Below are 12,491 nucleotides of genomic sequence, written 5' to 3'. Positions count from 1 at the left end.
ATTATTTGTATTGATCTGGCTGTATTCTAACCTCAAACAAAAATGCTTTCTTTTTGTCGCTATAGTGATAAATCAAATCATAATCGTTTTCTCTAAAAACTTTAAGTCCTGGATTTGCCTTTGCCGTACTAATCAAGCTTTTTTCCATTTCTTCCTGAATTACATTTATATCGGCAGTTTCTTTTACAACATTCAACAATGTCAAATTATACTGAACCACTCGGCCTTCAGGCAAACTTACACTGTCTAGTCGCATTCCTTCCTGAATATTTAACGGACAGCTTTTATTATATTTTGCCACTAATTCTACCACTTCAGTATTTACTTCATCTGCATTTTCGGCAAGATAAAACTGAAAATAAGCTACAAAAGCTAATGCAATCCCAATCAATATCAATAATAAAATATTCTGTTTTCTCATACTTTTCATTTTTATTAAAAGGCTTTTATAAATGTAATTTAAATTTATTTTTCCTGATTTTTTTTCATAGCATTAAAATACGCTGCACGGCTAAGTGGCTCATACTCTTCGGTTTCTCCAAGCATAACTAATTTATCATTAGCAGTCTTTCTAAAACTATAATTGGCTAGATTTCCTGTGCGTGTACAAACAGCATGAACTTTCGTTACATACTCGGCAGTTGCCATAAGTCCAGGCATTGGACCAAACGGATTTCCTTTAAAATCCATGTCTAAGCCAGCCACAATTACGCGAATTCCTTGATTTGCCAAATCGTTGCAAACCGTTATAATTTCGTCATCAAAAAACTGAGCCTCGTCAATACCAATTACATCACAGCCTTGAGCTAAAATCAAGATATTAGCCGCTGCAGGAACTGGCGTAGAACGAATTTCGTTGGCATCGTGCGACACAACCATTTCGTCATGATAACGGGTATCAATAGCGGGTTTAAAAATTTCGACTCTTTGTTTGGCAAATTGGGCGCGCTTTAATCTTCGGATCAGCTCTTCGGTTTTACCCGAAAACATTGATCCACAAATAACTTCAATCCAACCAAATTGTTCTTTGTGATTTACTGTATTTTCGAGAAACATTTTGTATTTTTCTACCTTTAAAAATGAATAGTTTTTATTACTTTGTACTGGCAATAAATTGATGTAAAAATGTGTTGTTTTACATTTTTTCAAAAGTAGAAAATTTTTATCAAACCTTAAATTCGCGAAAGCGTATTAACAGAAATAAAAAATTATCTTTTGAATTTCCTTGAGAATAGAAACATTCAGACATCAAATACACTAAAATACCTTATTCACTATAATTTTCAACAGTTATGAAAAAAAAATTGGAAGCTGATTTAATTAGCATTGCACATCGAATTTTAAAACTAAAAAACAAATCCGATATCAATCAATTGTACCTTGAAACTCAGAAATTATACGAGAAATTAGCAGTATTAAAATTTGTTGAAGAGAATTTCGACTCTGCAAAACCAACAATCGGGCAAAGCGATATCACTTCTGAATTGGAAACTATTTTCGAAAAAGAAGATGCAATTCCAACTATAATTGAACTTGAAGCTCCTACTGAAGAAAAAGTAATTGCGCTTGAAGAATCTTATGAACCAGAAATTTCAGAAGAAAAAGCTGTTGAACCAATTATTGAAGTTGAAGAACCAGTAATAAAAGAAACTCTCGAACCAATTGCCGAAATTGAAGAACCAGTTGTTGAAGAAATCATTGAGCCAGTCGTTGCTGAGATTGAAGAACCAGCTGCAGAAGAAATTGTTGAACCAATTGCTGAAAAGGTAGAAGAAACTGAAAAACCTGTTGATGATCTTTCGTTTACAACTATCAATGAATTGAAGCCAATTCCAGATTTCAAACCTGCTTTCGAATTGGAAACAGAACCAATCAGAGAAGAAGTTAAAGAAGAACCGAAAATAGAGCCAAAAGCAGAAATTCCTGCACAACCAACTATTCAATTTGAAGATTTTGGTGTTAATTATGCCGATGCACAGTTTGTAAAAGTAGACAGTTTTGAAGCTGTTCCGCCAACGCAAACTCCTTCTATCAGTGATTTTAAAGAACCTAAAAAAGTAGAAACTGCTATTCTTGAAACTCCTGCACAACCAAAGTCGGTTAGTTTGAACGAAAAACTAGCAAGAGGTTTTCATATTGACTTGAATGACAGAATTGCTTTTACCAAAAATCTTTTCGGAAATAGCACAGAAGATTACAGCCGTGTTTTAAATCAATTAATGACTTTTGATTCTTATACAGAAGCTAAAGAATTTATCGAAAACATGGTAAAACCAGATTATAACGACTGGGAAGGAAAAGAGGATTATGCCGAGCGCTTTATGGGAATTATCGAGAAAAAATTCTCGTAAAGACATTTTCACATCTCACATTTTACATTTCACGAATAAACAACTATGTCAAAATTATATATCGTTCCAACGCCAATTGGCAATCTTGAAGACATGACTTTTAGAGCCATTCGGGTTTTGAAAGAAGTCGATTTGATTTTGGCGGAAGACACACGCACAAGCGGAAAATTGTTGAAGCATTTTGAAATTGGCACACACATGCATAGCCATCACATGCACAACGAACACAAAACAACTGAAAATTTGATTGCTCGTTTGAAAGCCGGCGAAACTATCGCTTTAATTTCAGATGCAGGAACTCCAGCTATTTCAGATCCTGGTTTTTTATTAACTCGTGCTTGTGTCGAAAATAAAATCGAAGTCGAATGTCTTCCTGGAGCAACGGCATTTGTTCCCGCTCTAGTAAACAGCGGACTTCCAAATGACAAATTTGTTTTTGAAGGTTTCCTGCCTGATAAAAAAGGACGTCAGACCAGATTTTTGGCTTTAGCCGAAGAAACCCGAACGATGATTTTATACGTTTCTCCGCATAAACTCGTTAAGACTTTAGCTGAATTTGTCCAATATTTTGGAGAAGACAGACAAGTTTGCGTATCGAGAGAATTATCAAAATTACACGAAGAAAATGTACGCGGAACAGCAAAAGAAGTTTTAGCGCATTTTGAAAAAACAGCACCGCGCGGCGAAATCGTAGTTGTCGTGGCTGGAAAAACAATAACAAAAGAACCTAAGAAAAGTAAGTTTTCTAAGGATGATGAAGAATAAATAATTATTTCAGCCACAGATTAAAATGATTATTACAGATTAAAAAAGTTTCGCCACGACCCGAGCGATAGCGAACAGGCGAAGCAATTTCACCAATTATCACCAATTATCACGAATTTAATTAGTGGAAATTCGTGTAATTCGTGGCAAAAAAAATCATTTTAATCATTTTAATCTGTGGCAAAAAAACAACAAATAACAACATGAGCATTCAAGCCTTTTTAGAAAAAGTAAAACAAACTCCAACTCAAATTACATTTCCTGAAACTATTGTAGTAATTGAAGAAAATTACAATTTTACTCCAACTGCTTTTCAAAACGGAACACAACATAACGCTGCAGGCGAAAACTCAGGTTCTTGCAAATTATTTTCTTTTGCAAAACTGCAAAATTTAAGCAAAGAAGAAACTTTAGCGTGTTTTGGCGCTTTTTATTTTGAAGAAGTTCTAGGAGATCCAAACGGAACAAATCACCAAAACATTAGAAATTTCATCAATTTAGGTTGGGACGGAATTCAATTTGAAGGAAATGCTTTAGAAGCAAAATAAAACAAAATATATTTCTGCCACAGATTAAATAGATTAACACAGATTAATATGAAAGTTGCCACGAATTACTCGAATTAGCACGAATTAAATTAGTGGAAATTCGAGTAATTCGTGGCAAAAAAATAATCTTTTAAATCCTTTTCATCTGTGGCAAAAAAAAATACCAATCAGATTAAACGATTTCAGAAATCTGAAGTCTAAAATCTAAAATCTAAAATCAACCCATGCGTTGGACCTTAAAACCAAAACCTTCTGAAGATAAGATTAAACATTTAGCACAAGCCTTAAATGTAGAAGATTTTGTTGCAACGCTTTTGATTCAGCGTGGTATTGAAACTTTTGAAGAAGCTAAACATTTTTTCCGCCCATCTTTAGAACATTTGCATGATCCGTATTTAATGAAAGATATGGACAAAGCTGTTGCCAGAATCGAACAAGCCATTCAAAACGAAGAAAACATTCTAGTTTTTGGTGATTATGATGTTGACGGAACAACAGCAGTTTCTTTGGTTTCATCCTATTTAAAATCACATTATCCAAATATTGCCACTTACATTCCCGATCGCTATGCCGAAGGTTATGGCATTTCTTATAAAGGAATTGATTATGCAGACGACAACGGAATTTCTTTAATTATCGCTCTCGACTGCGGAATCAAATCCATTGATCATATCGCCTACGCGAAAGCAAAAAAGATCGATTTTATTGTCTGCGATCACCACCGTCCAGGAGAAACTCTTCCTGATGCTGTTGCTGTTTTAGATCCAAAAAGAGAAGATTGCTCCTATCCTTACGATGAATTATGCGGTTGCGGAGTTGGTTTTAAACTGATTCAGGCTTTGGGACAAAATCGAAACGAAACGATTGAAGATTTAGTTCCGTATCTGGATTTGGTTGCTACTGCAATTGCTGCCGATATTGTTCCGATTACGGGAGAAAATCGTGTTTTAGCACACTTTGGATTGAAAGTTATTAATACAGAACCGAGACCTGGAATTAAAGCTTTAACACATCAAGTAAAAAAGAAAGTTCTCGATATTACAGATGTTGTTTTTATTATTTCGCCAAGAATTAATGCCGCAGGAAGAATTAAACATGGCAATCATGCTGTTGAACTTTTAACCGAATTTGATTTTGAACAAGCACAACAATTTGCTTCTGAAATTGAACAATATAATGCAGATCGAAAAGATTTAGATAAAAAAATCACTAAAGAAGCTTTCCTGCAGATTATAGAAAATAAAGAAGAAGAACGTTTTTCTACCGTTGTTTTTCAGGAAGATTGGCACAAAGGTGTTATCGGAATTGTTGCTTCAAGATTAATCGAAACATATTATCGCCCAACTTTGGTTTTTACTAAAAGCGGCGACAAATATGCTGCCTCTGCCCGATCTGTAAAAGGATTTGATGTTTATAATGCATTAGACGCCTGCGCCGAACATTTGGAACAATTTGGAGGCCACATGTACGCTGCAGGAATGACTTTAAAAGCAGAAAACTATCAAACCTTTAAAGAAGCTTTCGAGAAACAGGTTTCAGAAACGATCCAACCAGAAATGCTTACTCCAGAAATTGAAATCGATGCCGAAATCAATTTCTCTGATATAACCCCCAAATTAATTCGAATCTTAAAACAATTTGAACCTTTCGGACCTCAGAATATGACACCTGTTTTTATGACTGAAAATGCGATTGATACAGGTTATGCTAAAACTTTGGGTGCAGAAGAAGAACATTTAAGGCTTTTTGCCAAACAAAACAATTCAGACGGAATCGCTGCAATTGGTTTCGGATTAGGAAAAAAATTAAATATTGTAAAAAATCAAAATCCGTTTCAGCTGGCTTATTCAATTGCTGAAAACGAATGGAACGGAACTGTTTCAACACAACTTATGCTGAAAGACATTAGAACAAATGGAAGAAATTAAATCAAAGAAGCCAGATCCATATCAGGCGTTACGTTATAGAGAATTCAATATATTTTTATTATTGCGTTTTGCAATGGTTTTTGCTTGGTCAATGCAATTTATTGTAATCGAATGGGAAGTTTATAGCTTAACCAAAAACCCGCTTTCTTTAGGAATTATTGGTTTAATGGAAATTATTCCTGCTGTTTCAATGTCTTTGTTCGCAGGACATATTGTAGACCAAAGAGAAAAGAAAAGCTTATTGGTAAAATGTATTTTAGGATTTTCAGTAATTAGTTTTGGGCTTTTCTTATTGACTTGGCCAAAAGTAGTTGGAGGCTGGTCTACACATATTATTTTATATTCGATTTACGCTTTAGTATTTTTCGGAGGAATCGTTCGTTCTTTTATGGGGCCAACTATTTTCTCTCTTCTTTCATTAATCATTCCTAAAAAAGTATATCCAAATGCTGCAACTTGGAGTAGTTCAGTTTGGCAAATTGGAGCGGTTATGGGACCAGCATTGGCGGGTTTCTCAATTAACTGGATTGGAGTTCATTGGTCAATGTGTTTGGTTTTCGGATTTTCAATTCTTTCGTTAATTGCCCTATCACAAATCAGCCAAAAACCGATCGTAAATCCGAAAATGGGAGAATCTATAAAAGATAGTCTTATGGAAGGTTTGACATTCGTTTTTAAAAACAAAATTGTACTTGGTGCACTATCACTTGATATGGTTGCTGTACTTTTTGGAGGAGCCGTTGCATTATTGCCCGTTTTTGCACAAGACATTTTGAAAGTGGGATCTGAAGGATTCGGAATTTTAAGAGCCGCTCCTGCTGTAGGTGCTTTCATTACAATGCTAGTTTCTGCTTATGTGCCTTTATACGAAAATGCTGGAAAAAAACTTTTAATCGCCATTTTTGTTTTCGGACTATCAATTATTTTATTTGGATTATCAACTTATTTCTGGCTTTCTGTTTTCGCCTTATTTTTAAGCGGATTGGCCGATGGAATTTCTGTTGTAATCCGTCAGACTATTTTACAGCTTAAAACTCCAGATCACATGCGCGGACGTGTTGGTGCCGTAAATTCAATTTTTGTCGGATCTTCAAACGAATTAGGCGCTTTCGAAAGTGGTGCAACTGCCAAATTGATGGGAGCTGTAACTTCAGTTGTTTTTGGAGGAAGTATTACGCTTTTAACTGTAGTTTTCACTGCATTGAAATCGCCAACTTTTAGAAATTTAGATTTGAAAAAAGATATGGACGATCATCATAAATTAGAATAGATGAAGTCATTTTTTCTTTCTTTATTTCTAATATTTTCCTTTTTCGCAAAAGGGCAAAATCTCTATATAAAAACCTACGGAAACGAAAAGAACAAACCCTTAATTTTCATTCATGGCGGACCAAGTGGCAACGCAACTTTATTTGAAGGAACAACAGCTCAAAAAATAGCCGATCAAGGTTTTTATGTTATCGCTTACGACCGAAGAGGCGAAGGAAGATCTGCAGATCCAAATGCTAAATTTACTTACGAAGAAGCTTTTCAGGATTTAAATTCGATTTATGCAAAATATCACTTAAAGAAAGCTGTTATTTTAGGTCATAGTTTTGGCGGTTTAGTTGCGACACTTTATACCCATAAATATCCGCAAAATGTAAGTGCTTTGGTTTTGGCTGGCGCTTTATTTTCTCAACAGGAAACTTACGATCACATTTTAAATACGCTGAAGAAAAAGTACAGCAAGGATTCTGAACAATTAAAAAAAATCAGCATTGTTGAGAATCTAAATAAAAACTCAGCTGAATACAGAAAAGGATGTTATGAGCTTGCTGGTGAAAACGGCTTTTTTAAAATGCCAAATCCAACTACAGCATCTAAAAAATTATATGCCGATTATGAAGCTGGCGAATTTTATAAAACTAATATTCGAAATAAAAATGCTCCACTTCTATTCTATCAAAACGAAAAGCAAAACAACATTGATAGTAGGCCTTTTTTAAAGAAAATCAAAACTGCTGGAGTTCCTATTTATGGAATTTACGGAAAAGATGATGGGATTTTTTCATCGGATCAAATCAATTCTCTTAAATTAATAACTGGAGAAAAACATTTCGCTTTTCTTGACAATTGCTCTCATTATTTATTTGTTGACCAACAGGCAGCATTTATTTCTAAGCTAAAAAATTGGCTGAAATAATCTTATTATGAGATAGAATTCCATAAAAAAACAAAATCACAAAAACTTCATAAATAGCTAAAAATCAAATAGTCATATTGGTTTTTAGCTTTTTTTTATGCTTTTCTTAGTCAAGTATTAATACAAACAGTTCGTACCTTTGTGGCCTAAAAAATTTGTCATGAAAGACATCGAGCAGATATACAGAAACGATTTTGGAATTTCATTTTATTGGAAAGAAGGCAACGAAATTATATCAGATAAAGTTCAGCTGCTTTTTAAACAAATGGGATTTTATTTTTCAGTTCAAGAATTAAATGAATTTCACGATTTAATCGAAGACTGCGTCACAGACCATAATAACTACGATACACGTGGCGTAAAACGCGCCTTCGATAAATTTTTATTGAAGACACCCTATGTTGCTATAGATTTAGAAATATCACCAATGGAATTAAACTCAATAAAAGACTTGGTTGATGGTTCATTATTTCGACTTAATCTTAATGAATATATTTATGGTTCGGGTATGAACTAAAGTGCGCTCAAAAAATAATTTTTCAAATTTTTATGATTTTTTTATTTAGAATTAATATAAATAATATTTATATTTGTTGAAATAAAAGGATTTACGATGAGAGAAATTGAGCAGATATATCATAACAACTTTGGAATAGCTTTTTACTGGAAAGATCACAATACTACGATTTCCGACAAAGTGCAATTGGTTTTTAAAGAAACTGGCTTTTATTTTACGGTTCAGGAACTAAATCATTTCTGCGATTTAATTGAAGACAGCATGATAGAAAATGCTTGTTGTGAAGCTTGCGAAATGAAATATTCTTGCCACAAATTTTTATTGAAAACGCCTTGCAATTCTATAGATTTGGCTGTAAACATGACCGAATTAAAATCGATTAAAGATTTGGTTGAAGGTTCTTTATTTAAAATTGAACTGGATGAATATGTTTATGGAGTTGGCATGAATTAAGAAGCATTCTAAATATTTTAACAGCATTTTTTCATTATTGAAATATATTTTGATTCAATTCAAAAAAAAGTATATTTACAGCAATGAAAAAAGCTGCATTTCTACTTACCATAACCGTTCTGGCACTTCTTTTTGCCAGCTGCAATAATAAATCAGAGGAATATATTGATCCTCGCGGAACTGATTATGCAGGTTCAGAAAGTTGCATACAATGCCATAAAGTACAATCTGATATGGCATTCAAAAGTTCGCATTTTAAAGCAACCGCTCCAGCAATTTTAGGAAATGTATCCGGAGATTTCGATTCTAAAAATCATACTTTCATTTATGACAAAGACACCAAATTGGTGATGGAAAAACGTGGAGATAGTTTGTATCAAGTCGTTTACAAAAATGGCAAAGAAACAGCCAAATACAAATTTGAAATTGTTTTTGGAACCAAACACGCTCAAACTTCAGTTTACTGGAAAGACAATAATACATATGAATTGCCAGTTTCTTTTTATCACTCCATAAACAATTGGGCAACAAGTCCAGGTTTTCCTGCAGACAAGCCTTATTTTGATCGAATGGTGGTTAAAGATTGCTATTCGTGCCACGCCTCAAATGCCAGCAGCCGAAGTGTAAATCAAAATTCTGAAGAAAGAAATATGATGTCTATGGACGTTGAAGATATCATCAGAAAAGAAACAATTGTTTACGGAATTGATTGCGAGCGTTGTCACGGTCCTGCCAAAAAGCATGTGGAATTTCATCTAAAAAATCCAAACGTAAAAGTTGCCAATAACATTACAAGTTTTAAAACTCTAAACAGACAGCAAAAATTGGATGCTTGCGCTTTATGTCACGCAGGAAATGACGGAATGAAATTAAAATCGCGTTTTGAATTTAAACCTGGAGATAATTTATCAGAATTCTTTCGTGAGACTAAAAGTATTAATGATACAACAAATTTTGATGTTCATGGCAATCAATATCGATTGATGGCGCAAAGCAAATGCTTTATCAAAAGTGATAAAATGGATTGTATTACCTGTCATAATCCGCATGAAAATGCTTCAAAAAACTTGGCTTCGTATTCTAAAATCTGCATGAGTTGTCATCAAGGCTTAAAGCACAAAGAAACTACTTTAAAAACAATGCCTGAGAAGTTATTAGCCAGCAATTGTGTAGAATGCCACATGCCGAAAAAAGCGTCTGGAGCAATTAAGTTTCAGCTTTCAAATAGCAAACAGCTTTCAGAATATATTTTGCGAACGCATAAAATTGGCATTTATCCAACGAGCGCAAAATAAAAATTTTGTTTTATTTTTTTTAGCAAAAGACTTTGTATAAAGTTCAATAATAATATTTGCCCTTTTCAACTTTCGGCTTTGGACTTGCTTATTTTTCGAATTTTTTAAGCTCGAATTTTTTGCCATCAAAAACACCGTAAGTAAAATATCCGATCCAATCACCAAGATTTACATATTCGGAATTTTCTCCAACTGGAATAATCATTGGTAAATGGCGGTGTCCGAAGATAAAATAGTTATAATGTTTAGTTTCTAGTTTTCGTTTGGCATATAAAACAAGCCATTCGTTTTCTTCACCTAAAAACTTCACATCTTCGTCACCAGAAATCAATTTATTTTTTACTGATAAATATTGAGCCAAACTTACGCCAACATCTGGATGAAGCCAGCGGAAAAGCCATTTTGAAAACGGATTTGTAAATACCTTTTTCATTCTTTTATAGCCTTTATCGCCAGGACCTTTTCCGTCTCCGTGACCAATCAGGAATGTCTTTCCGTTAAAAGTAAATTCTTTGTTATCATGATAAACTGGAATATTCAATTCGGTTTCAAAATAATCATTCATCCACAAATCATGATTTCCGACAAAAAAATAAATCGGAATTCCGCTGTCGCGAATTTCAGCCAGTTTGCCTAAAATTCGAACAAAACCTTTCGGAACAACTGTTTTATATTCAAACCAAAAATCGAACAAATCTCCCAATAAAAAAATTGCTTCTGCATCTTCTTTAACCTCATCAAGCCAGGCCACGAATTTCTTTTCACGCGGTAAACTCAATTCTGGTGTTGGCGCACCAAAATGCTGATCTGAAGCAAAATATATTTTTTTCATTTAGAGTTTTAGATTTTTAGACTTTTGTCTCTCTGAGCGAAGTCGAAGAGTTTTGCAATTTGGAATTTAAAATTTAGATATTGTCGCTTGCGTACCATTCTGCAAAAGAAGATTCTGTTTCTTGAAGTTTTAAAGAGAAAAGAGAAATTCCGTCAGGCAGACGATTTTTAATTCTTTCAGCAAAATCAACCACCATATTTTCGCTTGTTGGCTGATAATCTACCAAAATCACATGATGCCCACGGTTTTTCAATTCATTTGCCAATTCGATATGCGGTGTGGTCTGATTAAAAACAGTTGCATGATCAAATTGATCGACGATTTCTTCTTTTACAATTTTCTTTAGATCAGAAAAGTCAATCACCATTCCGAACTTTACATTCGATCGGTCTGTAATTGGCGAACCAATAACCGTTACCGATAATTTATAACTGTGTCCGTGAACGTTCTTGCATTTTCCGTCGTAACCGTACAAAGCGTGACCGGTTTCGAAACTAAATTGTTTTGTAATTCTGATATTACTCATCGATTTTTAATTTTAAGCTTGCAAATTTACGAATTAATTGCCGTTTTTAGCTCTTTTTTTAGCACGAGTATACATCCACAAAGCAATTCCGCCCAAAACTAGAAACGGAATGAAAGATCCAATGACAACGCCAATTTGATAACCGCTATCTGGAGCATCTTTAATTTTCTCTGCAATGTCAACTTTTTGCATTAACGAAATAATAGTCATGTTCAATAATTTATATAGTGAAAATTTGATTTTAAAATATTTTTCAAAGCTATGCCCCTATTTTTCTAAAATCAATGACTTATATCATACCTATTTTTTAAACTGTAGCAAAGCATTTTTAGTGAAATCAGACAAAACCAATTTACCTGTAATCGCAGCACGTTCAAATAAAAGTGATTCCCATTGTTCAGTTCCTTCCCAAATAATCTTTTTCATTTCATAAAGCGCTTCAGGATTATAAGAACTCAATTTTTGAGCAAAACTTTCAACCTTAGTATCCAGATTTTCGGCTTCACATAAAACAGAAAAAAGTCCCTTTTCAAAAGCCCAATCAGCCGATTTCCATTCGTGAGCCGCTAATGTCATTTCAGTCATTGCTGTTTTTCCTATTTTTCGAGAAACGGCTGGTTCTATTACAAAAGGACCAATTCCGATCGCTAATTCAGATAATTTAATATCACTTTGTGAAGTCGCAAATACATAATCGCAAGCCGAAATAATTCCGACACCGCCTCCAACAGCCTTTCCTTGTACGCGCCCTATTATAATTTTGTTGCAATTTCGCATCGCATTCAGCAAATGTGCAAAACCCGAAAAAAATTCTACACCTTGTTCTTCATTTTCAACTTTTAAAAGTTCATCAAAAGAAGCTCCTGAACAAAACGTTTTTGCTCCTTCGCTTTTTAAAATAATAACCGAAACTTCTTCATTTCTGCTTAAAGAATTAATTTCAGCTGTAAGCCTATTTAATAATTCACGCGGAAAAGAATTACTGGCTGGATGACCAAACTGAACTGTTGCAATCGTATTTTGAAAAGAAGTTTCTAAGCTTCCGTTTGTATTTTCTAAACTCATAAAAAACCAGATTTAAGGTAAAGTTA

At 34.0% G+C, this 12,491-nt stretch carries 15 protein-coding genes; 9 read left to right on the top strand and 6 right to left on the bottom strand.

Features of this window, described 5'->3' with window-relative positions; all coding sequences use genetic code 11:
• Position 1: 1 nt before the first annotated feature.
• Complete coding sequence (locus tag JC605_RS06570; protein WP_198855416.1) at positions 2 to 421, bottom strand: hypothetical protein; 420 nt, start codon at positions 419 to 421, stop codon at positions 2 to 4.
• Between the two features lie 44 nt (positions 422 to 465).
• Positions 466 to 1,056, bottom strand: a complete 591-nt coding sequence (locus JC605_RS06565; RefSeq protein WP_095928508.1) for a thymidine kinase — start codon at positions 1,054 to 1,056, stop codon at positions 466 to 468.
• Positions 1,057 to 1,292: 236 nt separating this feature from the next.
• On the opposite strand from JC605_RS06565, the gene JC605_RS06560 reads away from it, so the two are divergent.
• The 9 genes from JC605_RS06560 to JC605_RS06520 all read left to right on the top strand — a co-directional run bounded on the left by JC605_RS06560 (position 1,293) and on the right by JC605_RS06520 (position 10,042).
• The gene (locus tag JC605_RS06560; protein WP_198855415.1) at positions 1,293 to 2,351 is read left to right on the top strand and encodes a hypothetical protein; all 1,059 of its coding nucleotides are present in this window, start codon (positions 1,293 to 1,295) and stop codon (positions 2,349 to 2,351) included.
• A 45-nt stretch (positions 2,352 to 2,396) separates the two neighbouring features.
• The gene (gene rsmI / locus JC605_RS06555) at positions 2,397 to 3,116 is read left to right on the top strand and encodes a 16S rRNA (cytidine(1402)-2'-O)-methyltransferase (protein WP_111287100.1); all 720 of its coding nucleotides are present in this window, start codon (positions 2,397 to 2,399) and stop codon (positions 3,114 to 3,116) included.
• A gap of 203 nt (positions 3,117 to 3,319) precedes the next feature.
• The gene (locus JC605_RS06550) at positions 3,320 to 3,664 is read left to right on the top strand and encodes a HopJ type III effector protein (protein ID WP_198855414.1); all 345 of its coding nucleotides are present in this window, start codon (positions 3,320 to 3,322) and stop codon (positions 3,662 to 3,664) included.
• 224 nt (positions 3,665 to 3,888) lie between these two features.
• A complete protein-coding gene (gene recJ / locus JC605_RS06545) occupies positions 3,889 to 5,592 on the top strand; it encodes a single-stranded-DNA-specific exonuclease RecJ (RefSeq protein WP_198855413.1) in 1,704 nt (567 codons plus the stop codon).
• Positions 5,579 to 6,862, top strand: a complete 1,284-nt coding sequence (locus tag JC605_RS06540) for an MFS transporter (protein ID WP_198855412.1) — start codon at positions 5,579 to 5,581, stop codon at positions 6,860 to 6,862. Before recJ ends, JC605_RS06540 begins: the two co-directional genes overlap by 14 nt.
• Complete coding sequence (locus JC605_RS06535; RefSeq protein ID WP_198855411.1) at positions 6,863 to 7,777, top strand: alpha/beta fold hydrolase; 915 nt, start codon at positions 6,863 to 6,865, stop codon at positions 7,775 to 7,777.
• A gap of 160 nt (positions 7,778 to 7,937) precedes the next feature.
• Positions 7,938 to 8,294, top strand: coding sequence for a hypothetical protein (locus JC605_RS06530; RefSeq protein ID WP_198855410.1), 357 nt, complete (start codon positions 7,938 to 7,940; stop codon positions 8,292 to 8,294).
• 96 nt (positions 8,295 to 8,390) lie between these two features.
• Positions 8,391 to 8,747: a hypothetical protein gene (locus JC605_RS06525; protein ID WP_111425144.1), complete on the top strand. Its 357-nt coding sequence runs from the start codon at positions 8,391 to 8,393 to the stop codon at positions 8,745 to 8,747.
• A gap of 83 nt (positions 8,748 to 8,830) precedes the next feature.
• Positions 8,831 to 10,042, top strand: coding sequence for a cytochrome c3 family protein (locus JC605_RS06520; protein ID WP_198855409.1), 1,212 nt, complete (start codon positions 8,831 to 8,833; stop codon positions 10,040 to 10,042).
• 88 nt (positions 10,043 to 10,130) lie between these two features.
• Here JC605_RS06520 and JC605_RS06515 read toward each other — a convergent pair whose 3' ends face one another.
• From JC605_RS06515 to JC605_RS06500, 4 genes are all read right to left on the bottom strand, one after another.
• Positions 10,131 to 10,874, bottom strand: coding sequence for a UDP-2,3-diacylglucosamine diphosphatase (locus JC605_RS06515; protein WP_198855408.1), 744 nt, complete (start codon positions 10,872 to 10,874; stop codon positions 10,131 to 10,133).
• 73 nt (positions 10,875 to 10,947) lie between these two features.
• A complete protein-coding gene (locus tag JC605_RS06510; protein WP_198855407.1) occupies positions 10,948 to 11,400 on the bottom strand; it encodes a 6-carboxytetrahydropterin synthase in 453 nt (150 codons plus the stop codon).
• A 33-nt stretch (positions 11,401 to 11,433) separates the two neighbouring features.
• Complete coding sequence (locus tag JC605_RS06505) at positions 11,434 to 11,610, bottom strand: hypothetical protein (RefSeq protein WP_008465178.1); 177 nt, start codon at positions 11,608 to 11,610, stop codon at positions 11,434 to 11,436.
• A gap of 90 nt (positions 11,611 to 11,700) precedes the next feature.
• Positions 11,701 to 12,465 (bottom strand): enoyl-CoA hydratase/isomerase family protein, encoded by a 765-nt coding sequence (locus JC605_RS06500; RefSeq protein ID WP_198855406.1) that lies wholly within the window; start codon positions 12,463 to 12,465, stop codon positions 11,701 to 11,703.
• Between the last annotated feature and the right edge of the window lie 26 nt (positions 12,466 to 12,491).

The sequence above is a fragment of the Flavobacterium sp. IB48 genome (assembly GCF_016405855.1).
GTDB lineage: Bacteria > Bacteroidota > Bacteroidia > Flavobacteriales > Flavobacteriaceae > Flavobacterium > Flavobacterium ginsengisoli.
Note: the sequence above shows the minus strand (reverse complement) of the source record. Positions and strands in the feature narration are given on the sequence as shown.